The organism is Mesorhizobium sp. P2_F8 (genome assembly GCF_056403655.1).
This window is the reverse complement of the sequence record NZ_JBFUFB010000002.1, coordinates 165,284-187,633: the sequence shown is the minus strand read 5'-3', so window position 1 is coordinate 187,633 and position 22,350 is coordinate 165,284. Positions and strand designations below refer to the sequence as shown.

Below are 22,350 nucleotides of genomic sequence, written 5' to 3'. Positions count from 1 at the left end.
GGGGAAAAGATGACACGAATAGCAAGCCTGCTGGCATCCGCTTTCATTCTGCTGGTGCCGTTGTCTTCCGCGCGCGCCGCAATGCCCGAGGCGGCAACCGCCTTGTTCGAGGCCAGGACCGTGGCCGCGCGCGACACCGCCCTGTCGACGCTGGAGGCCGCCGCACCAAAAGATCCGGCGTCAGCCTACGCGGCCGGCGCCGGCGAGTTCTTCACCGCGCTGGAGCTGCTGGCCAGCGGCCTGCACCGCCATGGTTTCGAAAGCCCGCAATCCTTCATGCTGCCATTGATGCGGCTACCTGTGCCGGACAATCCCAACCCAGAGCCGCTGACCTATGAGCAGTTCCGCGCCATCCTGGTCGGCTTCCGCGACCAGCTGGAGAAATCCGCCGCCACGCTCGGCTCGGTCCCGGCCGATGCCGATATTGGCATGGTGCTCGACCTCACCCATGTCGGCATCGACCTCAACGAGGACGGCGCGATCAAGCCGGATGAGAGCATGGCCGCCATCATGGCCTCGCTGTCGCGCGCCGGCAGCGCGCCGGACGGAGCAGCACCCGCGCTCACCTTCCGCTTCGACCGCGCCGACGGCTATTGGCTGCAGGGCTATGCCGAATTCCTGATGGCGCAGGCCGATTTCTGGCTGGCGCATGATTTCAGGAGCACCTTCGACGGATCCTTCCACATGCTGTTCCCGCGCGCCAGACTGCCGTTGCAGGACATTCTCGTGCCGCCGAGCAGCGACATGGGCAGCAGCATCTTCACGTCGGAATGGCGCATCGCCGATTTCATCTCGCTGGTGCATCTGGTCAACTGGCCGATTGTCGAACCCGAGCGCCGGCAAGCGGCGCGTCGCCACCTGCTCGAAATGATCCGGCTGTCGCGCGAGGACTGGAAGGCGATCCGCGCCGAGACCGACAACGACCGCGAATGGCTGCCGGGACCGCAACAGAAGGGCGAGAACCCGCTCACTGGCCTTGAAGTCGGCGAGGAACAGGTCGAGGCCTGGCTCGCCACCTTGACCATGGCCGAGGATCTCCTGGAAGGCCGCTTGCTGCTGCCGCATTTCCGCATCACCGGCAAGGGCATCAACATGAAGCGCTTCTTCGACGAGCCAAAACCCTTCGACCTGGTGCTGTCGATCACCGGCCCGGCCATCGCGCCCTATCTCGAAAGCGGCAAGATCCTGACCAGCGACGAATTCAACCAGATCCAGCGCCAATTCGGCGGCAGCGGATTTTTGACATTTGCGCTGTGGTTCAACTAACGCGCAAATCCGTGCAGCCGGCCGAGCAACCATTGCAATGGATTGGCGACGAAGGCGCGGGTGACGAAACTGTCGTGGGCGGCGTCCGAGGCAAGCAAGGCGACGGTACCGGCTTCGAGGCGGCGCGGCGGATCCGAACTGGCGTCGATGCCCTGGCCCGCCAGCAACTGTCTGATTTGCACATTGCCGGAGGCGGAAGATTTTCCATAGGCGCTGACGAAGAAGCTCTTCCTGTGGCGCGCGGCCCAGTTGGCGAAAATGTCGGCCTCGTCGAACACGGCGTCGAGCAGGATGACGCCGAGCAGGCGACCGTCTATGTCGCCATTCCCTAGCACGAAGGCGGCGGGATTGTAGCCGCCGCTATAGGCGACGAGCACCGCCGGCATGGCGTCGAATTTAGCCGCCTTGGCGCCGGTCAACTTGCCCAGGCCTTGCGCTGCCTCGGCCATGAACATCGCAAAGTGACCGGGCGTCCAGAAATTGCCGGCGCTCGAGTCCTGCGCGTTGCTGGCGAACTGCGGCGCCACCAGCACGGCGTTGAGGCCGGACGCTTCGACCTGCGCGACAACCCGCTGGCGGCCGACGACATCGCGCTGCAAGGTGGCGCCATTGCCATGGAAGAACACCACGATGACCGCTGGCCGGGCCGGATCGAACCCTCGTGGCGCCGCCAGCAGCGTGCTGCGGTCGGAATAGGTCTCGTCTTCCCAATAGACACCGCCACGCGGCGAGGTGTGGCCGCGCCGGCCGTTGGCCGTGACGTCGAGAAAAGGCCCGGAGCCATCGGGCAGCTTTCCCCCGTAGGGAAAGGGTGATGTCTTGAACGGCACGATGGCCGACATGGCCCTGCGCAAGCGCGCGCCCTCGCCCGACGCTGGAAACGCCGCCGCGGCCAGCAGTCCGGCGACGATGGTGCGCCGGTCGGGCATCAGGCCGTCACCAGCCGGATGGCTGGCGCCTTCGACGGCAACAGCACGGCAAAGAAGGCCGGGATGGCGACGAGATAGGCGATCGCCGCCCATTGCAGCACCGCGCTGAGGCCGAAGCTTGTGGCGACGATCGGCACGGCAGCCGAGCCAATCACCGAAAAGCAGCCGTTGATGCCCCAAGCCCAGACGAACAGATGCTCCTTGCCGAGCCGCGCCAGCCAGGTCATGGCGGTTGCCATCGGCATGCCCATCAGGAAGGCCGGCGGCGACACCAGAAGGAAGCAGAGCAGCAGCCGGACGGCATAAGGATAGGCGCCGATCCAGTCGAGCACGGTCGACAGATAGAAGCCGTAGGCTAGCAGCAGCACGCAGATCGCCAGCAGCAGGACAGGCAACAGTGTCCGGGCACGGTTGAAGATGCGCTCGGCAAACAGGCTGCCGAGACCGGAAAACACCAGCATCGATGAGATCAGCACCGAGGCCGACACGGTCGGATTGGCGAGCGCCACGGTGAAGCGGCTGATCAGCCCGACCTCGACCATGATGTAGCCGAGGCCGAGGCAAGCGAAGTAAAGGATGGTGCCTAGCTTGCCACGCGAGCGCGAGAACACGATCCGCCAGCCGAAGATGACCGGCAACAGCACCAGCGACGCCGCCGTGATGCAGGCGATGCCGAGCGTCGCCCAGATCAGCAGATAGCCCCAGTCGTCCTGGAACAGGTCGAGCCTGTCCAGTGTCAGCGGCAGGTCGGCGACCTTCACGTAAGCGGCGAAGTAGGGCTGGTCGTTGCTCAGCGGACGCACGTCGAACACATAGTCGCTGGCAAGCTTCGCCCAACCACCCGTCAAAAGGGCGTGCCAGGTCATGCGCTGCAGCGCGGTGGCCGGCAGCACGTCGGGGCCGGCATCGCCGCCAGCATCGGCGCAGGCATCGAGGGTCGGATCCGGCGCGGTCGGGTCGCAGGCTGCTTTGGGAGCGGTCGGGTCGGCCGGCGCCGTCGCATCGGCGGCGGGTTGGGTCAGCGTCGCATCCTGTCCGCTGCCAAAGATCGAGGCGCGATAGTCGTCGAGGATTTTCTGCGCCGTCGAGCCGTCATAAGGCATGCTGGGGTAGTAGACCTCTTCCCACGACATCGACTTGGTGTAGTCGCGCAGCGTCTTGATTTCCTCCGCGCTGAAACCGCCGCGCTTGAACAGCACCGTGGTCGTCGAGAGATAGCTCGACACGGCGAAGATATCGTTGGCGGCACCTTGCGGATCGAACATCCGGGCCGCCTCGGCGATGGTGGAATAGAGCTTCAGCACCGATTTCGGCGGCTCTTCCTTGTTCCACAAGGTCACCGACAGCACGCCGCCGTCGGCCAGCGCATGCATGTAACTCAGCATTGCCTCGTGCGTGTAGGCGTATTTCTCCGAGATGGCGAAGCCGCCCGGATTGGACAGGCCGACACTGTCGGCTAGGCTGAGATCGATGACGTCGTAGCGCTCGCTGGTGTTGGCGAGAAACAGACGCCCGTCAAAGTCGATCACCTTGAGGCGCGGCTCGGCCAGGATGTCGCCTGTGACATCCTTCAGCAACGGGTCGCGGAACGCCCGCAATGTCATCGGATTGCTCTCGGCGACGGTCACCGAGGTCGATCCGGCATTGAGCGCGGCCTGGGTGGAGATGCCGCCGCCGAACTGCACGACGAACGTCCTGGGCTTCGCCTTGATGACATAGGGGTAGTGCATCGGCAGATAGCGGAAATAGACCTGCTCGGCCGGCGCCAGATTGCGCATGATGCCTTCCGGCCCGTCGCCGTCGCGATACATGCCGACATAGGTGTTGGCTGGAACTTCCGGCATGCCGAAGGCGGCATTGTCGCTCAGGCCCGGCGCGAAATGCATGTAGGAACTGGCATAGACCTGCAGGTCGCCAAACGGCGAGACGCTGCGGTAGATGCGCTTTCCGTCCGGAAAGTTGCGGGCATAGGCGACGCCCTTGTACAGCGACACCGCGATGTCGGGTATGCCGAGCAGGCCAGGCAGCATCAGGTAGCCGGCGATCGACAGCGCCGCGACAACCGCGCCGGCGACAACACGCTTCCAGGCACCGAAGGCGAAGAACCACAGCAGCGAACCGGCGGCCCACAACAGCAGCGGCACGACGATGATGGTTTCAGGGGAAAACAGATACATCGACACCAGCACGACGAGGCCGGCGAGCCCGGAGCCGGTGAGGTCGGCGAAATAGACGCGACTGAAGGCGGTGCGGCTTTTCAGGAAGACGATGCCGAGAAAGAACGCGCCGGCCAGGAACGGCAGGAGATAGAGCAGGAAATTGGCCAGCAGCCGCCATTTCTGCTCGGGATCGGAGACCAGGAAGATGGCGTTGAAAGGCACCGTCTGGGCAGCGAGGTTGGAGGCGACGGCAAGCGGGCCGACCAGCAGCAGCGCCGCCGTGGCGGCCCCTTGCCAGTGCCGGTCGAACCAGTCCTTGCCGGCGAAGATGACGACGCTGGACAGCGAGAAGCCAAGCATGGCGAGGCTGACCACCAGCGAACCGAAATGCGACCAGCTGCCGACGGCGAACACCCGCATGACCGATATCTGCAGCGCGATGATGGCGCCGGCAATCAGCCCGATTGCGAGGTAATGCGCGAGGCCAGGCGCCTCCAGCGAGGCGATGCTTGGTCGGGAGATCGGTGCGACGGCTGCCATGCGGGCCTTTTTATCTGGCGGTTCAGCAAGGCCTTACCAAACGGCCAGCTCAGCTGTTGTGCGTGCCGACGATCTGGTCGCCTTCCATCTTGGTGAAGGGCACGAAAGGCACCACCTTGCCATTATAGATGTCCGAGCGGACGATGTTGAACGTGCCGTCGGTGAGATGCTCTTTGATCACCTTGAGCACGTGCTGGGCGCCTGGCGGACCGACCGGTATGACCATGACGCCATTCGGCTTGAGCTGCTGCAACAGCGATGGCGGAATGTGGTCGATGCCGCAGGTGACGATGATCTTGTCGAACGCCCCAACACTTTCCCAGCCGTAGTAGCCATCGGCGTTGCGGCTGGTGACCGAGCCGAACTCGCTGTAGCCGCGCTCGATCAGCGCGTCATAGGTGCGGCGGGTGCGCTGCGCCAGCGGATTGATGATCTCGATCGTGTGCACCTTGTCGGTCAGGTTGGCCAGATAGGCCGACTGGTAGCCGGAGCCGGTGCCGATCTCGAGCACGGATTCGCCGAGCTTGACGTCGATGGCCGTCGTCATGCGTCCGACCAGATGGGGGCCGGAAATGGTCACGCCAAAGCCGATGTCGAGGAAGGCGTGATCATAGGCACGCGCCAGATTCTGCGGCAGGACGAACTCCTCGCGCGGCGTCAACAAGAAGGCGCGCTTGTTGCGGTCGTCCAGCACGTCCTTGTTGTAGACCATGATCTGGAAGCGATCGAAGCGCTCGGCCAACAACTTCGGGTCCTCGCCGCGATTGGCCACCATCCATTCGATGAACGCCTTCTTGTCGTTCACCGGCACTTCGGCGTTGCGATCATACGGCACCGGCACGCCAGCCCTAGCGGCGCCCGGAAGAATGGAAAATGCCGCCGCCCCCGCCGACAGCGTCAAGAAGTCCCGACGCTTCATGGAAAAGCCTCCAAAAGTGGCCTTTGCCACCTCAAACCCAAGCATTTCAATCCGATTGCACTGCCTCCCAAAACGAGTCAATGGCCGTCGAGGGGCAACCGTCCGGGCGATGAATTTGTTGCAGGCGGGCAACAGTTTTGCCGGTGCCGACGGCCTGTTCAGCAGCACTCAATGGCGCGCGACATTGTCGCATGACTCGCTGAACGGCCTTTTTGGTAAATTAGCAAAGGCTGTTTTGCTTGACTTGGGCGACAAAAACAGGCAGCAAAACAGCATTGGAGGGGCTCCAATGCCGCGTTGATGGTCGTGGACAAGCCTTTTGAGGCAAAAAGTCCACGTCGTTCGTTTGGTTTTGAGAGGGATTGATTAACCAACTTTGTCCATATTTTGAAGCAATCGGCAACTAACGACAGGCGCGACAAACGCGTCGGGGACCACCTGGGATCACTCACAGAATGGTCGTCGCGGCTATCACAGCCGCGGACGTGGGAGCCGATTGGAGCAAGATTGGTGCATGGCGTTCTTGAGTAAAAAAATTGGCGGGGACGAGCGTTGGGACGGTGAGACCGCCTGCGACGCGCCACGGTCCTCTTCCTTCAACCCTGAACGGATCGTCCGCTGGGTCGCGGTGCCCGGTGTCAGCGCGGCCATTGGCCTGTGGCTGGTCGGTACCATGGCTGGCCTGAGTTCCGTCGGCGCCTCGCTGTCGGCGACATCAGGCGGCCTGCCGCAGACGCTTTCGATGCCGGGGGCGCTTGCCCTTGCCGATCCGTTGAAGCAGCGCTTTCTGACATCTTCGGCGCCGTTCGTGCTGGCCAGTGCCCATGGCGGCACGCAGGCGCTGCATGATCATGCCGTGCAATGCGGCGCGAGTTGCTTCAAGCTGGCTGCGTTAAACCCTCAGGCTGAGAAATCAGCTCGCCTCGTGGCGCAGGCAAAGCCAGCCCCGATGGTTGTAAAGTCGAAATCGCAAGAGCGTTTCGAGCGCATGGAGGCGTCGCTGTCGCCGGCCAAACTCGCCGCTGCCTTTGCCGGCGCCGGAAAACCTGTCGTCGCGGCCGACGCATCCGCGCGCCCGGTCATTTCCACCGTTGCGCCGCAAATTGCTGAAGCGTCCCTGGTCCCGTCCGTCAAGGTCATGGCCAGCCTGTCGGATGACATGCCGGCTCCAGCGGCCGAACGCTTCGCCCGGATGGATACCGGCTCCGTCGTCGTGCAGACGGCGCCGCAGCCGATGGGCTTTGCCCAGTCGGACGCACAGACGCCAGACAGCGCGCAGTTGGCGCTTGCCCTCGTCCAGTCGCTGCAGGTCGACGACGAGGCGTTCGCCTCGCCGCTGCCTATGACCGAGTCCTCGGCCGATGTCGCGGTTTCGCCTGTCGAAACCCAGCAGGCACAGCCTGGCGATGCCGCCTCGCTGCCGGATGCGCTGACCGACGACGTGCCGTTGCCGACCCGGCGCCCGCAATTCGACGCGCCGCAGCAGCCCAAGGTCGTACAGCAGTCGACGAAACCCATCCAGCAACAGTCGAAGCCCATCCAGCAACCGTCGAAGCCCGTCCAGCAGCAGAAGCCCGCCCGTGAGACGGTTCAACAGGCCCAGCCCTCCAGGCCGGCGCGGCAAGGCAGGCCGGGCGAGGGCGACGTGCTGGCCTATGCCAAGCCCGACACACCTTCCGGCGGCCTTGGCCAGGCATTCAAGAACCTGTTCAACTCGCCGGGCTCCAGCAGTGGACCCGGCAATGGCGTCGCCGTCTACGACATCAGCGCCAAGACCGTCTACATGCCTGACGGCTCGAGGCTCGAGGCGCATTCGGGCGTCGGCGCCATGGCGGACCAGCCGCGCTATGCCGATCAGAAGAACCGCGGACCGACACCGCCCAACACCTACAATCTGTCGCTGCGCGAGTCGCGCTTTCATGGTGTGGAGGCTTTGCGCCTGACACCGGTCGATGGCCGCAACAAATACAATCGCGACGGCCTGCTGGCCCATACCTACCTGCTTCGGGGCCGCTACGCCCAGTCGAGCGGTTGCGTCGCCTTCAAGGACTATGCGCGCTTCCTCGCCGCCTTCAAGAAGGGCAAAATCAAGCGCCTCGTTGTGGTGCCGCGCCTGTCGTCTTCGCCGACGCAGGTCGCATCCGCCGCCAGGGGCGCGTAATACCAAGAAGCATTCGGCCGCACTTTCTGCCCTGCTCCTGACAGCCTACTGTCAGGAGCAGCGTTGTCCGATACGCCTCTCCCCATCGCGCTCTTTCCATTTTGGCCGGGAAATCCCATATTCGGGACATGGCCAAATCCCCCGACAAAAAAACGCCGCCGACGGCGAGTGACGACCGCGCCGCCCCGAAGCGGCGCAGCCCGCTGACCGATTTCCTCGACGCCTCGGAGCCGCTGCACAAGGGCGGCTTCGCCGAGATGCCGCAGGCCGAACTGTCGGGCACGCCGCTGGCTGGTTCGATCGCCGATTGGGCCGAGCAGATCGAGCAGGAAGCCGAGAAAGAGGGGCGCCTCGGCAGCAGGAGCGACGGCGGCAAATCGCCGAAGCCATCGAAAAAGATCCCCGAGCGTTCGTCGTCGCCCGGCCGCACCGCGCGCGGCACCTCGATGGGCGGTGCAGCGACAGCCAGGGAGCGCACGGCCGCTGGGCTCAACCCGGTCGCCGGCCTCGACATTTCGCTGGAAGAAGCCGAGACGATGACCTCGAGCGGCGTCACCGCTACGGTGGCCGCGCTGTCGGCGCTGATCGAATCCGGCAATCCCCTGCACAAGGATGGCGTGTTGTGGACGCCGCACCGCCCTGCCCGCCCGGAAAAATCCGAAGGCGGCATCGCCATCAAGATGGTGTCGGATTTCGAACCTGCCGGCGACCAGCCGACGGYGATCAAGGACCTTGTCGAAGGCGTCGACAACAGCGATCGCACCCAGGTGCTGCTCGGCGTCACCGGCTCCGGAAAAACCTTCACCATGGCCAAGGTGATCGAGGAGACGCAGCGCCCTGCCCTGATCCTGGCGCCGAACAAGACGCTGGCCGCACAGCTCTATTCCGAGTTCAAGAAATTCTTCCCCGAAAACGCCGTCGAGTATTTCGTCTCCTACTACGACTATTACCAGCCGGAGGCCTACGTTCCGCGCACCGACACCTTCATCGAGAAGGAGTCCTCGATCAACGAGCAGATCGACCGCATGCGCCATTCGGCGACGCGCTCGCTGCTCGAGCGCGACGACGTCATCATCGTTGCCTCGGTGTCTTGCATCTACGGTATCGGTTCGGTCGAGACCTACACGGCAATGACCTTCCAGATGCAGATCGGCGACCGGCTCGACCAGCGCGCGCTGCTCGCCGACCTCGTCGCGCAGCAGTATAAGCGCCAGGACGTCAACTTCGTGCGTGGCTCGTTCCGCGTGCGCGGCGACACGATCGAGATCTTTCCGGCCCACCTTGAGGATCGCGCCTGGCGCATCTCGATGTTCGGCGACGAGATCGAGCAGATCACCGAGTTCGACCCGCTGACCGGGCAGAAGACCGGCGAGTTGAAGAGCGTCAAGATCTACGCCAACTCGCACTATGTGACACCGCGCCCGACCCTCAACCAGGCGATCAAGTCGATCAAGGAAGAGCTCAAGCACCGGCTGGTGGAACTTGAGCGCGCCGGCCGGCTGCTCGAAGCACAACGGCTGGAACAGCGCTGCCGCTTCGATCTGGAGATGCTCGAAGCCACCGGCTCCTGCGCCGGCATCGAGAACTATTCGCGCTATCTCACCGGCCGCCAGCCGGGCGATCCGCCGCCGACGCTGTTCGAGTACATTCCCGACAATGCGCTGGTCTTCATCGACGAAAGTCACGTCACCGTGCCGCAGATCGGCGGCATGTATCGCGGCGACTTCAGGCGCAAGGCGACGCTGGCAGAGTATGGCTTCCGCCTGCCGTCCTGCATGGACAACCGGCCGCTGCGCTTCGAGGAGTGGGATGCCATGCGCCCGCTCTCCGTCGCCGTCTCGGCAACGCCGGGTGGCTGGGAGATGGAACAGGCCGGCGGCGTCTTCGCCGAGCAGGTCATCCGCCCGACCGGGCTGATCGATCCGCCGGTCGAAGTGCGCCCGGCCAAGACCCAGGTCGACGATGTCGTCGGCGAGATCCGCGACACCACCAAGGCCGGCTACCGCACGCTGGTGACCGTGCTGACCAAGCGCATGGCCGAAGACCTCACCGAATATCTGCACGAGCAAGGCATCCGCGTGCGCTACATGCACTCCGACATCGACACGCTGGAGCGCATCGAGATCCTGCGCGACCTGCGGCTCGGCGCCTTCGACGTGCTGGTCGGCATCAACCTGTTGCGCGAGGGCCTCGACATTCCCGAATGCGGCTTCGTCGCCATTCTCGATGCCGACAAGGAAGGTTTCCTGCGTTCGGAAACCTCGCTGATCCAGACCATCGGCCGCGCCGCCAGAAACGTCGACGGCAAGGTCATCCTCTATGCCGACCAGGTCACCGGCTCGATGGAACGGGCGATGGCCGAAACCGGCCGCCGCCGCGAAAAGCAGATGGAATGGAACGCGGCCAACGGCATCACGCCGGAATCGGTCAAGTCGCGCATCTCGGACATCCTGGACTCGGTCTACGAGAAGGACCATGTCCGCGCCGACATCTCGCAGTTCACCGACAGCGCCGGCGCCATGATGGGCAACAATCTGAAGGCCCATCTCGACGCCATGGACAAGCAGATGCGCGACGCCGCCGCCAATCTCGATTTCGAGAAGGCAGCCCGCATCCGCGACGAGATCAAGCGGCTGCGCGAGATGGAACTGTCGATCTCCGAAGACCCGCTGGCGCGCGAGATGGAAGGCCAAAGTCCCGCCTCGGGCCGCGAAAAGGGCAAGCACAACAAGGGCGTGGCCAAACATCGTACGACGGAGGAACAGGAGCGTTTCCGCAAGCTCGACGCAGCACGTGCCGCCGAAGAGGCGGCCAAGGCTGCCCGGCCCAACCTCTTCCGCAAGCCGTCGCTCGACGCCATGGGACCGGGCACCGACATGCCCACGCCCGCAGGCGCGGTGTCCCGTTCGCTGTTCAAGAAGCAGTCGGCCGAAGAGGCGCACGGTTCCGATTTCGGCATCCCCGGCGACGCCACCAAACCGCTGTTCAAGAAGAACTCGCTGGATGAGATGACGGTGCGGCGGACCGAGACACCCATCGAGGGCGACAAACCGGTCAAGCGCGAGCGCGCCGGCATTGGCTCCTATGAGGATCCCGGCGACGCCCGCCGCGAAAAGCGCCGGCCAGGCAAGACGGGCAGGCCGGGACGGTAAGGCTTGCATGCCGGCTTGAACGGTAGATTTCGGCTAGTTGCGGACTTCCAAAGCCATCACCTAGAATAGGTGATGCTCGTCGTTCGCAGACTTGATGAAAAGGAGTTCAAGGCTTGCTTCACTGAGCCGATGACGAATGTCACCGCTACCGCGAATGCCATCGTGGACATATGGCCTTATGTCGACGCACTAAATCTCGACGAAATCGGCGTGCCCTATCTGAACGACGTTCACTATGTTTACCGAGACGCCCAAAATCGGTTTGATCAAGTCTTGATTGGCACCGGCCGGTTCAACGCCCTTCTAGTGATCGTTGTTGATCTTGGCAACAGCACGGTATTCGGCCATTTCCTTCTCGACCTCAACAAAGAACATGGATTGAGTGGCGGTCACTTGAGACCTGTCTGATCTCGGAGCCGCACGGTCGGCCGGCTGGACCATGCGCCAGCCCTTGTCAGTTGCCGGTCGAAACGATACGGGCCGTGACAGCTTCTCTCCTTCCACCTGCAAGCCCCACGGCCCTCCACACAATGAAGCCCAAGGACATCGCTGCCTACGTCTTCCTGGCCGTCACCTGGGGGCTGTCGTTCCTGGTGCTGCTCAAGGTGGTGCATGCCTTCGGCTGGATCGGTGCGGTGACCTTGCGTTCCCTGATCGCCGGCATCACGCTTCTGCTGCTGGCAGGAGCAACGAGGCGCCGGCTCGACTTCAGCGCCGGCTGGTCGCACTTCGCCGTTGTCGGCGCGACGACGGTCGCGGCACAGTTGATCGGCCTGTCCTATGCCACTCCGCGCATCGGCACGGCGATGGCGGCCATCCTCGTTGCCGCCATCCCGCTGTTCTCGATGATCATCGGCCAGTTGTGGGGGCTTGAGCGCATCACCGTCCGCGGGCTGGCAGGGCTGCTGCTCGGTGCCGCCGGTATCATCATTCTCGTCGGCTTCCCGGCAGTGCCCGTCACGACATCCTTCGCGCTAGGTTGTGCCGCATCGCTGTTCAGTTCCTTCTCGGCGGCCTTCGGCAGCAACTATGCCAACCGCCATCTGCGCTCGGCCGGCTCGCTCGAACTCACCAGCGCCGCCTTCCTCTTCGGCGGACTGATGACGCTGCCGCTCCTGCTGGCCGTGCCGGTGCCGGCGATGCCGCGCGCCATCGACTTCCTCTATCTCGCCATCCTTGCCGGCGTCATGAGCGCAATGACCTATGTCGTCTATTTCCGCCTGGTCGCCAGCATCGGCGCCACCAGGACGATCAGCGTCGAATTCGCCGTGACCGTGATTGCCGTACTGGTCGGCACGGTCATGCTCGGCGAGTCGCTGACCATCGTCCAGGGCTTCGGCGCCGTGGCGATCATCGGCGGCTGCATACTGGTGCTCGATCCGTTCCCGCGCCGGATGAAAGCGGCAGCCTTGCCATCGGCCTCGCCCTTGGTGTAGTCATCTCCCGTACTCGAACGTCTTGAAAGGAGGGCTCACGTGTTTACGTTTTTTCGTCACCATCGTCAGCGTGGCCCGATTTCTGCCCTGCGAGCTAGCTTGCAGGGCTGACCAGGGACGGTCGGGGTTTTTCCCGCTTCGATTTTTTGGTCTGCCCTTCGTGGTGCTGCAACGCCGAGCCTGATGGCCAGCACGCGCACCGTCAAAGTGCATTGAACCGGACTTGGCTCCGGCAAGACCAGAGAAATCAAAATGGCCCTGATCAGCCTCAAATCCCTCGGCGTGACCATGAGTGCGCCGCTCTTTGCCAATCTCGACCTCACCATCGGCACCGGCGACCGGCTCGGCATCGTTGCCGCCAATGGCCGCGGCAAGTCGACCTTGCTGAAATGCCTGACTGGCGAGATGGAGCCGACCTTTGGCGACATCACCCGCACGCGCGGCCTGCGCGTCGGTCATGTCGAACAGTCCGTTGCATCGGCCCTTCTCGACCGTACGTTCCACCAGGTGGTGGCCGACGCCTTGCCGCCCGAGCAGGCCGAAAGCGAGATGTGGCGCGTCGACGTCGTTCTCGATTCGCTCGACGTGCCCGAGCCGATGCGCGAACGGCAAATGCTGGCGCTGAGCGGCGGCTGGCAGCGGCTGGCGTTGATCGCCCGCGTCTGGGTCACCGATCCGGATGTGCTGCTGCTCGACGAGCCGACCAACCATCTCGACCTAGCCAGGATCAGCCAGCTCGAAACCTGGCTGAACACGCTGCCGCGCGAGGTGCCCGTCGTCATCGCCAGCCATGACCGCGCCTTCCTCGACGCCACCACCAACCGGACGCTGTTCCTGCGCCCGGAACAGTCGCCGGTGTTTGCCCTGCCCTACTCCAGGGCAAGGCAGGCGCTCGACGACGTCGACGCCTCGACCGAGCGCAAGTTCCAGCGCGACATGAAGGTAGCGCAGCAATTGCGCCGGCAGGCCGCCAAGCTCAACAACATCGGCATCAATTCGGGCAGTGACTTGCTGACGGTCAAGACCAAGCAGCTCAATCAGCGCGCCGAGCGCCTGGAAGAGGCGGCTGCCCCGGCGCATCGCGAGAAATCGGCCGGCGCGATCAAGCTCGCCAATCGGGGCACCCACGCCAAGGTGCTGATCACGCTCGACGATGCAGCTGTCGACACACCGGACGGCACGCTGCTGTTCAGGACCGGCAAGCGTCACATCTGCCAGGGTGATCGTATTGTCCTGCTCGGCCGCAACGGCGTCGGCAAGTCGCGCTTCGTCACCCTGATCCGCAACGCCATCCTCGAGCCAGAGACGGTGCAGAACGTGAAGGTGACGCCGTCGACCGTGCTTGGCTACAGCGACCAGTCGCTGTCGGGCATCGGCGGCGACGACACGCCGCTGGCGATGGTCTCGCGCCGCTACGATGTCGGCGAACAGCGCGCCCGCTCGCTGCTCGCCGGCGCCGGCGTCGGCATCGATATGCAGGAGCGCCGGATTGGCGTGCTGTCCGGCGGTCAGAGGGCGCGGCTGATGATGCTGGCGCTCAGGCTCGCCAACCCCAATTTCTATCTGCTCGACGAGCCGACCAACCATCTCGACATAGACGGCCAGGAGGCCCTGGAAGCGGAGCTGCTGGCGCATCAGGCAAGTTGCGTGCTCGCCTCGCATGACCGCTCCTTCATCCGCGCCATCGGCAACCGCTTCTGGCTGATCGAGAAACGGCGGCTGACCGAAGTGGAGGATCCCGAACAGTTCTTCCGCTCAGTGGCCGAAGCGGATGGCTGAGGGTTGGCGGCAGGATGAAAACGCCTATCGTATCATAGCATGAGACGTTCTCTTGACTTCCGAGACGTATCATGTGAAGATACGTGTATCGGATACGGCAGATGATACGCTCGTTCAAGGACAAGACCAGCGAGGCCGTATCAAACGGCAAGGCTCCGAAGGGTTTCCCGTCGGACCTAGTCCGATCAGCCCAGCGGAAGCTGTTCATGATCGACAATGCCGCCGAACTATCAGACCTGAAGACACCTCCAGGCAACAGGCTTGAGCCGCTGAAAGGCAACCGTGCGGGTCAGCACTCGATCCGCATCAACGACCAATTTCGCATCTGCTTTCGCTGGGTGGACGGGCAGGCCGAGGATGTGGAAATAACCGACTACCATTGAGGTTTCAAATGCTGAACATCAATCCACCTATCCATCCCGGAGAAATCCTCCGCGAGGAATATCTCGTACCACTTGGCTTGAAGCCTTACACATTGGCCAAGAAGCTGCATGTGCCGCGCACGCGCATCGAGCGCCTGGCCAGCGAGACGACACCGGTAACGCCCGACACCGCTCTGCGCCTCGCGAAGTTCTTTGGAACCACGCCGCAGTTCTGGATGAACATGCAGGCGAGCTACGACCTTGCTGTCGAGGGAGAGGCCAAGAAGGCAGATCTTGAAACGATCGAAAGCCTGGAGACTGCGGCTTGAGGCAGGCGGCCCGCCTAGAGCCACCGACGGTGCGGCGAAAAAAGGTTCCGACGATCTGTCGGATCGCCTCAGCCTGCCGCGTCCTTGGGATGCCGACACGATGATGCCGGCTTCAAGCAAGGAGAATGCATCATGTTCAACCTGTCATCCATCGGTCGCATAGCGACCCGTTACGCCGCGGCCCGCGCCCGCTACCGCTCCGAGCGCGAACTGCTTTCTCTACCGATCGAATTGCGCAAGGACATCGGCTTTCCGGAACTCTTCGACGCGCAGAACAGCCGCCGCGCAGCCACCTTCTCGGCCAAGGTCATATGACCACGACCAGTCAACCCATGCCACTGTCGCTCAATCCAGCCGGTTGCCCGGTCTGTCCGGGCCCGGCCGAGAAAAATTTCGCGGCCCTGTAGGATTGCCGTCACCTCATGCGTCCTATGGTTGGCAAGGCCAAGCCAAACGCAAAGAGGAGCAAGACATGACTGACCAGACCCCCGTTCAGCCCGCGCAGAAAGTGCTCGGCGGATTGACCCCCTATCTGCAGGTGGACGGAGCCTTCAAGGCCGCTGAATTCTACAAGAAGGCCTTCGGCGCCGAGCAGGTGTTTGCCTATCCGCCGGACGAAAAAGGCCGCACCATGCACATCCATCTCTACATCAATGGCTCGACGCTGATGCTGGGCGACGCCTATCCCGAGCATGGCCACCCGCATCAGAACCCGCAGGGCTACACCATGCAGCTGCATCTCCAGGACGACACCATCGAAAGCTGGTGGCAGCGCGCCATCGACGCCGGCTGCGAAGAAGTGGTGCCGCTGCAGGTGATGTTCTGGGGCGACCGTTGGGGCCAGCTGCGTGACCCCTTTGGTGTTGCCTGGGCGATGAACGCCCCGGTGAAGTAATAGGCGAGCAACAGCACCTCTTTCCCCAGGAGTGATGCGCTCACCTGCGCCGGGCCGCGTCCCTGCAGGCTCGGCGCCCGATTTTCAGCAAGAGGAATATGCCATGTCCTATGTCGATGGTTTCGTGCTTGCCGTGCCCAAGGCCAAACTCGACGACTACAAGAGGCTGGCCAACCTCGCAGGCCCCATATGGATGGAACACGGCGCGCTCGCCTATGTCGAATGTATCGGCGACGACGTGCCCTATGGCGAGGTCACCTCGTTTCCGCGTGCCGTTCAGGCAACTGACGACGAGATCGTCGTCTTCGCCTGGGCGGTCTATGAATCCAGGCAAAGCCGAGACACGGTAATGGCCAAGGTGATGGCCGACCCGCGTTTGACACCCGATTGGGGGCCCATGCCGTTCGATATGAAGCGCATGATCTTCGGCGGCTTCCAGCCCTTCATCGAGCTTTGAGCAACTGAGCCCCCATCGCTTCGTCATCCTATGGCGGAGCAAGGAGCGAAGCGACGCGGCGCAGACCATAGGATCCATGCCGTTACGTTAAAGCATTGAAAACGGTTAAGAATTCCGCTCCGCTGCATCCTTCGATCGAGGTCCCGGAATGGATCCTCGGGTCTGCGCGACGCCGCTTCGCGGCTGCTCCGCCCGTGGATGACGAAGCTGGGGTTAATCTGCCACCCGCGCGCTAATCCAGCCTATCCAGCAGCGGCTTGAGCCGATCGCCATAGCGCTTCCATAGATCGACCGAGCCCTGATACATCGGCTGGCGCACCTGCGCGGCGGATGCCGTGCGCACCGGCCGGTCGGTCTCGTGGAACGACAGCACCGCATCGTCCCACGGCAGGCCGAGATGGGCGATAAGCGCCCGCGTCTGCCCTTCCTGGTCGGCGACGAAATCCTCGTAGCGCACGTCATGCACCACCCCAGGCAGCACGGCATGCCAATGCGCCATGATGTCGGTGTAGAGGTTGTGGAAATCGGCGAGTTCGCCGAGGTCGTAGCCGTAGCGATGGCTGTCGCCGCGGAAATGCACCTTGTAGATCGACAGGCACGTCGCCGCCGCGTCGCGGGCGCAATGGACGATCTTGGCTTTCGGCAACATCAGATGGAGGAAGCCGACGAGCAGGAAATTGCCCGGCATCTTGTCGGTGACATGCTTGAAGCCGGGATAGCGGGCGTGCAGCATGTCGAGATAGGCTTCGCCGGCCTCGGCAAAAGCCTTGTCGGGCATGTCGGCGATCCCAGCCGGAAAGCCGCCCTTCATGGTCAACGGAAACTGCTTGCCCACCGCCATCTTCAGGATGCTGAGCTCGCCGGCGCCATAGACCTGGGGATGGCTGGCGATGATCTGCTCGATCAGCGTCGTGCCAGAGCGCGGCATGCCGACGACGAAGATCGGCGTGTCGTCGGCAATCGAGCTGGGCTTGTGTTTCTCGAAGAAGCCGGCATCGAAGGTTGCCTTCATGGCCTCGAATTCGGCACGCGTCCTGGCCGCATCGTAGTCGATGCCCTTGCGGCGGATCGCATTGCCTTCGGCGAAATAGTCGAAGGCCCTGCCGTAATCCTTCAGATCGTCATTGGCCTTGCCGAGGCCGAAGGACAACTGCATGCGCGCCAGGCTATCCTGCGGCGCCTTGGCATGCTGAGCCTCCATGCCGGTCAATTCGCTGTCGCGCTCCTTCTGGCGCTTGACCTGCGTCAGCATCAGCCAGGCTCTGGCCATGCCGGGGTCGACCGCCAGCGCCTGCCGGAACAGGTCGGCGGCTTCATCGAGCTTGCCCTTTTCCATCAGCCCGACGCCCAGCCCGTGCAGCAGGTCCGCGTCCTTCGGCCGGATGGTCAGCGCCTCGCGGAAGACGGCGAGCGCCTCGTCCAGACGTCCGGCTTCTTGCAGCGTTTCGGCAAGTCCGATGCGGGCGCGGACATGGAAGGGATTGCGACTGACCGTGCCGCGATAGATCGCTTCGGCCTCTTCGAACTGGCCGAGCTGCTTCAGCGACGAGCCAAGATTGTCGCGCGCCGCGAGCTGGTCCGGCCGGATTTCCACCGCACCGCGAAAGAAATCGATGGCGGCTGCGATGCGGCCGAGATCGCGCATCACCGTGCCGAAATTGTTGAGGAAATCGGGGTTTGTGGGCTGCAGGCTCACCGACTGTTCGATGAGATCGAGCCCCTCTTCGCTGCGCCCGGTCTGGTGAAGCAGCAGGCCGAGGAAATGCGCCGCGGCCGCGTGATTGGGCTTGCGCGCCAATACCTGGCGGTAAAGCGCCTCGGCTTCCTGCCGTCGCCCGGCCTGGTGCAGCTGCAGTGCCTGCTGCACATACTGGTCCAGCCCCAGCGGTGGCTGTCCTCCAGCGCCAGATCTGGCTCCCGCGCCCGCCGCTCTTCTCTGATCTCTATTAATGGGAAACCTGCCGTGTTTTTCCGCCGGCCGCGATCTAAAGCAATTCCAGGAACGGTATGAAACGGTTTTCCGTCCGGAATTGCACCAAACAAGGAGATAGAGCGGTTCGGCGTTTCAGTGAAACGATGAACCGATCTAGGCCATCGGCGCTTCAGGTTCAAGGCTCGCTTGGTATCCGTCAGCGCAGAAGCGATCAAATCAGCCGGTTGGCCTCCGCAACTTGCCTGGCACGCCGGAGCGTTCCGTCGGTATCGGCGACCCTTCGCTTTGCCGCTTCGTCACTCCTGACGGTCAGCCGCGGCGACAGGATGGGCGTTGCCGTCGCTTGTTTAGCCAATGGGCCGATCGCGACTGTAGCTCCTGCCGATGTTGTTTCGTTAATCATGAAATCTCGTCCTTTCATACGTAAATAAAACAAAAATACCGGGAGAAATGTTCCCGCCAGACTTCAAATAATTTTTGATATCTACGGGCTTGTATCATCGTTTTCCTGAAAGTTACAGAAAGCAATTTTCTGAGCGAAGCCCGATTTTTATTTTAAATCGCCTTGATTAAATTGCGGCAAAGGCCTATATCTACAGGATCGCTTTGGGTAGAATTGGCACCTCGCGGCGTCAGAGGTTCTCGACCCGCCAATCTCATTCCAAATCACCGATACTGGCCGCGTTTCGCGACCTCATCTCACCCCTCGAAAGACCCACATGAACACCGGGACCGTAAAGTTCTATAATGGCCAGAAGGGCTTCGGCTTCATTCAGCCGACCGATGGCGGCAAGGACGTTTTCGTCCATGTCAGCGCGCTGGAGCGCGCCGGCTTTCCTGGTCTCGCTGAAGGCCAGAAGCTGCAGTTCGAGTTGGAGCGTGACACCAAGGGCCGCGAATCGGCCGCCAATTTGCAACTGATCTGATCCGGCCGAATTCGATGAACGCTGACCACGGATGTACTGGCAGCTCTCGAAAGCGGCTTATTTCCAGCAATTGCCGGAAATAGGAAAGCGGGGCTCGTCCCCGCTTTTTTGCTTTTCAGGGCCGCTGCGGAAGCATCAAGGCAAGACAATGACCGATCGCACCACCCACTCCATCGCCCATTTCGCGGCACCGTTCGTGCTCGGCGGACTGGAAGGACAGCTGCCGGCCGGCGACTACGACATCGATCACGACGAAGAGGTGATCGAGGGCATGTCGCGGCTTGCCTGGCGACGCGTCGCCACCTTCATCCATCTGCCGGCAAGGGCCGTGAAAAATCCGACCACCAGCCAGCTTGTCGCCATCGATTACCTCGAACTCGAAACAGCGCTGAAGCGCGACAGGGAGAATGCAGCATGATCCGTTTCCAGCAGAATGCGCGCCCGCGCACCGACACGCCCTCGCACCAGTTTGCGATCGGTCAGACTGTCCGCATGAAGAGCCGCACCGGCCTCGTCCAGAAAACCGCGGAACTGTTCCAGATCAAGAGCAGGCTGCCGGTCAAGGACGGCTCGCCGCAATACCGCATCCGCAGCGAGCAGGAGACCCATGAGCGGGTCACTACGGAAGACAATCTCGAACCGGCCGACAACCCGGTTGTCACTGACAACCCGCTTGTCGCTGACAATCCGGTCGTCTGAGCGCCCAGCAAAGCCAAGCCAGCACACAACAGGAGCACGACATGTCCAAAGGTCAACAGCGAAGCAATCGCGAAACGCGCAAGCCGAAGAAGGACAAGGTCGTGGCCAAGCCAGCCTCCCCGTTCGGCTCGTCGGTCAAGCAGGCCGAGAGTAGCCTGAAGCCGAAGTCGAAGGGCTGACCAGCCCAGGGGCGCCTCGTGCGTCCCCCGTTGCCCACTTTGTGAGGCGACGGACTGACACGACACGTTTGCGCAACACCCCACACGGAGCCGCGCTTGAACTTCTTCATCGAGTTCTACCGGTCGCGCGACGCCGACGAAGCCACGCTCGACAAGGTATCGCTGGAAGCGCCGAACCTGCGCGCCGCCCTGCAGGGCGCAACCGCGCTGTTCCACACGCTGGCCATGCCGCAAATCCCCGATCGCCTGCGCATTTCCGACGAGGACGGCAGCGAGCTTTATGCTGGCCCGGCCGACGGGGCGTATCCAGCGGAGGTGTGAGCGAACGCCTCGGTTTTCCCTTCCCTTTGTGGGAAAGCGCTAAACACGCCCAGTTCCCGTCAGCACGGTCCGCCGTCGATGACGCGATAGTCCGCGGCGCGGGCTTCGCAGGCATTGGGGAAGGTGCGCAGTTCGCCATGCCGGCGTGCGCACACGGGAGCATATTCGCGGGTGCAGAACGTCTGCTCCTCGCCACCGCCACCGCCACCGCCGCCGTCGCGGCATGGACCGTCGCGCACGATGCGGTAGCCGGCCCGGTCCGCAAGGCAGGCATTGGCAAAGGTCTGCCGGTCGCCGCCGCGCCGGGCGCAGACCGGCTCGTACTGCCTGCTGCAATACTGCGGTTCGGGCCGGGGCGGACGCGGACGCGGCCCTGGTCCCTCATCGACGACGACAGTGCAGGCGGCAAGAATTGCCGACAGGAACAGGATGGCAAAACCTTGCCGCGAAAAGACTGTCGCCAGAAACTTCATGTTGATCTCTCCCTCGATCCCGTCCCGGGAAGACGATCCTTGCCATTCCATTGCCAAATGCAACCCCCGTTTGCAGCCTCCCGCCGGAAACGATGCGCGGAGCCATGGCACCCATCAGCCCATCCCGCTGGCGGCCACGACATCTGGCCCATTCGTGGCTGCGCTCTGGGCCGATGACCCGGCCGGCAACCAAGCCTATGTCGGGCCGCATCGATGCTCAGGTCAGTCGATCCATGCGTCGGGATGCGCCCATTGTGGCGGCCCGCGGCGCTATCTTGCAACCTTCACGTTTCCGTGCGATAAATTCCGTGTTCGGGCATTTGCGACCCGGAGAGCGGAACGTTTTGGACGACCTTTCCCCGATACTGTGAATCTCTGACGGCCCCGTTTTCGGCGGGGGGTTTGACCATGCGCCAATGCATGACTGCCGAAGCAACCACCGGGACTTGCCCATTGCGCCAGGCGGCGGGCAGGACCACCAGACTGAACGGGTGAAGGAGTTTCCCCAATGGCCCAGACCGGCACCGTTAAATTCTTCAACGCGACCAAAGGCTTCGGTTTCATCACGCCCGATGGCGGCGCCAAGGATGTGTTCGTCCATATTTCCGCGATCGAGGCCTCCGGCCTGCGCACGCTCGTCGACGGCCAGAAGGTCACCTTCGACGTCGAGCCGGATCGCATGGGCAAGGGCCCCAAGGCGGTAAACCTCCGCGCTGCCTGAGCCATCGGGCGCCGTGCGTCCCTGACGCATGACGGAGGCTCCAATGCCTGGACCTGGCTTGGAGAGGGATTTGAATTTGAAAGGCGCGGCGGTTTTCGTCGCGCCTTTTTCATGCCGCGAGTTCTGCCCGATGCATGTCGCTCAAAGTGCGCGGTGGTCTTGAGACAAACGACATTCATAAAAACAAAGACTTAAACGGGCGTCGTCTGAACCCCTTCAAACGCGACGCACTTTAGCAGCCCAAAAAACTTTCTCTTGCCGATGGCGCTAAAATAAAGGACAAATTTCCACTCGGGCATTTGCCGGCCCGAGACTGGACTTTATGGGACCAAAGGAGCTTCCCATGCCGCAGACCGGCACCGTCAAATTCTTCAACCATGCCAAAGGCTTCGGCTTCATCACGCCCGATGATGGCGCGAAGGATGTTTTCGTCCATATTTCAGCCGTGCAGGCGTCGGGCCTTCCTGGTCTTGAGGATGGCCAGAAAGTGTCCTTCGACACGGAACCGGACAAGCGTGGCAAGGGCCCGAAGGCCGTCAACCTATCGGTTGGCTGAACCGGCTCCAGACCGGCGACGGATCCGGCTGAATAGCCCCCGTTCCCTGCAGGGGTCTTTGACGCCTGTTTTGGATATTGTGCGTCGAAATCCGTTCAGCCCCCGTTCAGCCATGGTCGTATATTAGTCTTTGGTAAAGCCGGACCGCATCCCCCGAA

The 22,350-nt window shown here is 62.9% G+C and carries 24 protein-coding genes; 19 read left to right on the top strand and 5 right to left on the bottom strand.

Features of this window, described 5'->3' with window-relative positions; all coding sequences use genetic code 11:
* Nucleotides 1–9 precede the first annotated feature (9 nt).
* Nucleotides 10–1,266 carry a hypothetical protein gene (locus AC1DZP_RS04590; protein WP_477300396.1) on the top strand — a complete coding sequence of 419 codons (1,257 nt, stop codon included), beginning with the start codon at nucleotides 10–12 and terminating at the stop codon, nucleotides 1,264–1,266.
* Here the strand turns inward: AC1DZP_RS04590 and AC1DZP_RS04585 are convergent.
* The 3 genes from AC1DZP_RS04585 to AC1DZP_RS04575 are packed head-to-tail and all read right to left on the bottom strand — an operon-like array spanning nucleotide 1,263 to nucleotide 5,813.
* Complete coding sequence (locus tag AC1DZP_RS04585) at nucleotides 1,263–2,195, bottom strand: hypothetical protein (protein WP_477300394.1); 933 nt, start codon at nucleotides 2,193–2,195, stop codon at nucleotides 1,263–1,265. The genes AC1DZP_RS04590 and AC1DZP_RS04585 overlap by 4 nt on opposite strands.
* Nucleotides 2,195–4,894 carry a spermidine synthase family protein gene (locus AC1DZP_RS04580; protein WP_477300392.1) on the bottom strand — a complete coding sequence of 900 codons (2,700 nt, stop codon included), beginning with the start codon at nucleotides 4,892–4,894 and terminating at the stop codon, nucleotides 2,195–2,197. The genes AC1DZP_RS04585 and AC1DZP_RS04580 overlap by 1 nt, the downstream gene beginning before the upstream one ends.
* Before the next feature lie 49 nt (nucleotides 4,895–4,943).
* Nucleotides 4,944–5,813 carry a protein-L-isoaspartate O-methyltransferase family protein gene (locus AC1DZP_RS04575; RefSeq protein WP_477300390.1) on the bottom strand — a complete coding sequence of 290 codons (870 nt, stop codon included), beginning with the start codon at nucleotides 5,811–5,813 and terminating at the stop codon, nucleotides 4,944–4,946.
* Here AC1DZP_RS04575 and AC1DZP_RS04570 point away from each other — a divergent pair.
* From AC1DZP_RS04570 to AC1DZP_RS04520, 11 genes are all read left to right on the top strand, one after another.
* Nucleotides 5,812–6,114, top strand: a complete 303-nt coding sequence (locus AC1DZP_RS04570; RefSeq protein WP_477300389.1) for a hypothetical protein — start codon at nucleotides 5,812–5,814, stop codon at nucleotides 6,112–6,114. The two genes, AC1DZP_RS04575 and AC1DZP_RS04570, sit on opposite strands and share 2 nt — an antisense overlap.
* Nucleotides 6,115–6,327: 213 nt before the next feature.
* Nucleotides 6,328–7,974 (top strand): DUF2778 domain-containing protein, encoded by a 1,647-nt coding sequence (locus tag AC1DZP_RS04565; RefSeq protein ID WP_477300387.1) that lies wholly within the window; start codon nucleotides 6,328–6,330, stop codon nucleotides 7,972–7,974.
* 128 nt (nucleotides 7,975–8,102) lie between these two features.
* A complete protein-coding gene (uvrB, locus tag AC1DZP_RS04560) occupies nucleotides 8,103–11,126 on the top strand; it encodes an excinuclease ABC subunit UvrB (RefSeq protein ID WP_477300385.1) in 3,024 nt (1,007 codons plus the stop codon).
* A 72-nt stretch (nucleotides 11,127–11,198) separates the two neighbouring features.
* Complete coding sequence (locus AC1DZP_RS04555) at nucleotides 11,199–11,534, top strand: hypothetical protein (protein WP_457152799.1); 336 nt, start codon at nucleotides 11,199–11,201, stop codon at nucleotides 11,532–11,534.
* A gap of 122 nt (nucleotides 11,535–11,656) precedes the next feature.
* Nucleotides 11,657–12,562 (top strand): DMT family transporter, encoded by a 906-nt coding sequence (locus tag AC1DZP_RS04550; protein ID WP_477300383.1) that lies wholly within the window; start codon nucleotides 11,657–11,659, stop codon nucleotides 12,560–12,562.
* A gap of 252 nt (nucleotides 12,563–12,814) precedes the next feature.
* Entirely contained in the window at nucleotides 12,815–14,341 is a 1,527-nt protein-coding gene (locus AC1DZP_RS04545; RefSeq protein WP_477300381.1) for an ABC-F family ATP-binding cassette domain-containing protein, read from the top strand.
* 101 nt (nucleotides 14,342–14,442) lie between these two features.
* A complete protein-coding gene (locus AC1DZP_RS04540; protein WP_227345686.1) occupies nucleotides 14,443–14,724 on the top strand; it encodes a type II toxin-antitoxin system RelE/ParE family toxin in 282 nt (93 codons plus the stop codon).
* A gap of 8 nt (nucleotides 14,725–14,732) precedes the next feature.
* Nucleotides 14,733–15,032, top strand: a complete 300-nt coding sequence (locus tag AC1DZP_RS04535; RefSeq protein WP_477300379.1) for a HigA family addiction module antitoxin — start codon at nucleotides 14,733–14,735, stop codon at nucleotides 15,030–15,032.
* Nucleotides 15,033–15,164: 132 nt separating this feature from the next.
* The gene (locus tag AC1DZP_RS04530; RefSeq protein WP_477300377.1) at nucleotides 15,165–15,347 is read left to right on the top strand and encodes a hypothetical protein; all 183 of its coding nucleotides are present in this window, start codon (nucleotides 15,165–15,167) and stop codon (nucleotides 15,345–15,347) included.
* Between the two features lie 157 nt (nucleotides 15,348–15,504).
* The gene (locus AC1DZP_RS04525; RefSeq protein ID WP_477300375.1) at nucleotides 15,505–15,927 is read left to right on the top strand and encodes a VOC family protein; all 423 of its coding nucleotides are present in this window, start codon (nucleotides 15,505–15,507) and stop codon (nucleotides 15,925–15,927) included.
* 103 nt (nucleotides 15,928–16,030) lie between these two features.
* Nucleotides 16,031–16,384, top strand: coding sequence for a DUF1428 domain-containing protein (locus AC1DZP_RS04520; RefSeq protein ID WP_477300373.1), 354 nt, complete (start codon nucleotides 16,031–16,033; stop codon nucleotides 16,382–16,384).
* 232 nt (nucleotides 16,385–16,616) lie between these two features.
* Here AC1DZP_RS04520 and AC1DZP_RS04515 read toward each other — a convergent pair whose 3' ends face one another.
* Nucleotides 16,617–18,251, bottom strand: coding sequence for a tetratricopeptide repeat-containing sulfotransferase family protein (locus AC1DZP_RS04515; protein WP_477300371.1), 1,635 nt, complete (start codon nucleotides 18,249–18,251; stop codon nucleotides 16,617–16,619).
* Nucleotides 18,252–19,036: 785 nt separating this feature from the next.
* Between AC1DZP_RS04515 and AC1DZP_RS04510 the strand changes: the two genes are divergently transcribed.
* The 5 genes from AC1DZP_RS04510 (at nucleotide 19,037) to AC1DZP_RS04490 (ending at nucleotide 20,442) form a co-directional block, all read left to right on the top strand.
* On the top strand, nucleotides 19,037–19,243 hold the full coding sequence (locus AC1DZP_RS04510) for a cold-shock protein (protein ID WP_023809797.1): 207 nt from the start codon (nucleotides 19,037–19,039) through the stop codon (nucleotides 19,241–19,243).
* Between the two features lie 148 nt (nucleotides 19,244–19,391).
* Nucleotides 19,392–19,661, top strand: a complete 270-nt coding sequence (locus AC1DZP_RS04505; protein WP_095090880.1) for a hypothetical protein — start codon at nucleotides 19,392–19,394, stop codon at nucleotides 19,659–19,661.
* The gene (locus AC1DZP_RS04500) at nucleotides 19,658–19,942 is read left to right on the top strand and encodes a hypothetical protein (RefSeq protein WP_477300369.1); all 285 of its coding nucleotides are present in this window, start codon (nucleotides 19,658–19,660) and stop codon (nucleotides 19,940–19,942) included. The genes AC1DZP_RS04505 and AC1DZP_RS04500 overlap by 4 nt, the downstream gene beginning before the upstream one ends.
* Before the next feature lie 41 nt (nucleotides 19,943–19,983).
* The gene (locus AC1DZP_RS04495) at nucleotides 19,984–20,121 is read left to right on the top strand and encodes a hypothetical protein (RefSeq protein WP_164482279.1); all 138 of its coding nucleotides are present in this window, start codon (nucleotides 19,984–19,986) and stop codon (nucleotides 20,119–20,121) included.
* Between the two features lie 96 nt (nucleotides 20,122–20,217).
* The gene (locus tag AC1DZP_RS04490; RefSeq protein ID WP_477300367.1) at nucleotides 20,218–20,442 is read left to right on the top strand and encodes a hypothetical protein; all 225 of its coding nucleotides are present in this window, start codon (nucleotides 20,218–20,220) and stop codon (nucleotides 20,440–20,442) included.
* A 59-nt stretch (nucleotides 20,443–20,501) separates the two neighbouring features.
* On the opposite strand, the gene AC1DZP_RS04485 is transcribed toward AC1DZP_RS04490, so the two are convergent.
* The gene (locus AC1DZP_RS04485) at nucleotides 20,502–20,915 is read right to left on the bottom strand and encodes a Kazal-type serine protease inhibitor family protein (RefSeq protein ID WP_477300365.1); all 414 of its coding nucleotides are present in this window, start codon (nucleotides 20,913–20,915) and stop codon (nucleotides 20,502–20,504) included.
* A 508-nt stretch (nucleotides 20,916–21,423) separates the two neighbouring features.
* On the opposite strand from AC1DZP_RS04485, the gene AC1DZP_RS04480 reads away from it, so the two are divergent.
* Together AC1DZP_RS04480 and AC1DZP_RS04475 are read left to right on the top strand one after the other, a co-directional pair.
* Nucleotides 21,424–21,636, top strand: coding sequence for a cold-shock protein (locus AC1DZP_RS04480; protein WP_006202520.1), 213 nt, complete (start codon nucleotides 21,424–21,426; stop codon nucleotides 21,634–21,636).
* Nucleotides 21,637–21,979: 343 nt separating this feature from the next.
* Complete coding sequence (locus tag AC1DZP_RS04475) at nucleotides 21,980–22,192, top strand: cold-shock protein (RefSeq protein ID WP_013530020.1); 213 nt, start codon at nucleotides 21,980–21,982, stop codon at nucleotides 22,190–22,192.
* Nucleotides 22,193–22,350 lie beyond the last annotated feature (158 nt).

Bases quoted from the DNA above. Each gene is read 5' to 3' on its own strand.
- AC1DZP_RS04590 (WP_477300396.1), top strand. From the start codon at position 10: ATGACACGAATAGCAAGCCTGCTGGCATCCGCTTTCATTCTGCTGGTG.
- AC1DZP_RS04585 (WP_477300394.1), bottom strand. From the start codon at position 2,195: ATGCCCGACCGGCGCACCATCGTCGCCGGACTGCTGGCCGCGGCGGCG.
- AC1DZP_RS04580 (WP_477300392.1), bottom strand. From the start codon at position 4,894: ATGGCAGCCGTCGCACCGATCTCCCGACCAAGCATCGCCTCGCTGGAG.
- AC1DZP_RS04570 (WP_477300389.1), top strand. From the start codon at position 5,812: ATGGAAAAGCCTCCAAAAGTGGCCTTTGCCACCTCAAACCCAAGCATT.
- AC1DZP_RS04575 (WP_477300390.1), bottom strand. From the start codon at position 5,813: ATGAAGCGTCGGGACTTCTTGACGCTGTCGGCGGGGGCGGCGGCATTT.
- AC1DZP_RS04565 (WP_477300387.1), top strand. From the start codon at position 6,328: ATGGCGTTCTTGAGTAAAAAAATTGGCGGGGACGAGCGTTGGGACGGT.
- AC1DZP_RS04555 (WP_457152799.1), top strand. From the start codon at position 11,199: ATGCTCGTCGTTCGCAGACTTGATGAAAAGGAGTTCAAGGCTTGCTTC.
- AC1DZP_RS04550 (WP_477300383.1), top strand. From the start codon at position 11,657: ATGAAGCCCAAGGACATCGCTGCCTACGTCTTCCTGGCCGTCACCTGG.
- AC1DZP_RS04545 (WP_477300381.1), top strand. From the start codon at position 12,815: ATGGCCCTGATCAGCCTCAAATCCCTCGGCGTGACCATGAGTGCGCCG.
- AC1DZP_RS04540 (WP_227345686.1), top strand. From the start codon at position 14,443: ATGATACGCTCGTTCAAGGACAAGACCAGCGAGGCCGTATCAAACGGC.
- AC1DZP_RS04535 (WP_477300379.1), top strand. From the start codon at position 14,733: ATGCTGAACATCAATCCACCTATCCATCCCGGAGAAATCCTCCGCGAG.
- AC1DZP_RS04530 (WP_477300377.1), top strand. From the start codon at position 15,165: ATGTTCAACCTGTCATCCATCGGTCGCATAGCGACCCGTTACGCCGCG.
- AC1DZP_RS04525 (WP_477300375.1), top strand. From the start codon at position 15,505: ATGACTGACCAGACCCCCGTTCAGCCCGCGCAGAAAGTGCTCGGCGGA.
- AC1DZP_RS04520 (WP_477300373.1), top strand. From the start codon at position 16,031: ATGTCCTATGTCGATGGTTTCGTGCTTGCCGTGCCCAAGGCCAAACTC.
- AC1DZP_RS04510 (WP_023809797.1), top strand. From the start codon at position 19,037: ATGAACACCGGGACCGTAAAGTTCTATAATGGCCAGAAGGGCTTCGGC.
- AC1DZP_RS04505 (WP_095090880.1), top strand. From the start codon at position 19,392: ATGACCGATCGCACCACCCACTCCATCGCCCATTTCGCGGCACCGTTC.
- AC1DZP_RS04500 (WP_477300369.1), top strand. From the start codon at position 19,658: ATGATCCGTTTCCAGCAGAATGCGCGCCCGCGCACCGACACGCCCTCG.
- AC1DZP_RS04495 (WP_164482279.1), top strand. From the start codon at position 19,984: ATGTCCAAAGGTCAACAGCGAAGCAATCGCGAAACGCGCAAGCCGAAG.
- AC1DZP_RS04485 (WP_477300365.1), bottom strand. From the start codon at position 20,915: ATGAAGTTTCTGGCGACAGTCTTTTCGCGGCAAGGTTTTGCCATCCTG.
- AC1DZP_RS04480 (WP_006202520.1), top strand. From the start codon at position 21,424: ATGGCCCAGACCGGCACCGTTAAATTCTTCAACGCGACCAAAGGCTTC.
- AC1DZP_RS04475 (WP_013530020.1), top strand. From the start codon at position 21,980: ATGCCGCAGACCGGCACCGTCAAATTCTTCAACCATGCCAAAGGCTTC.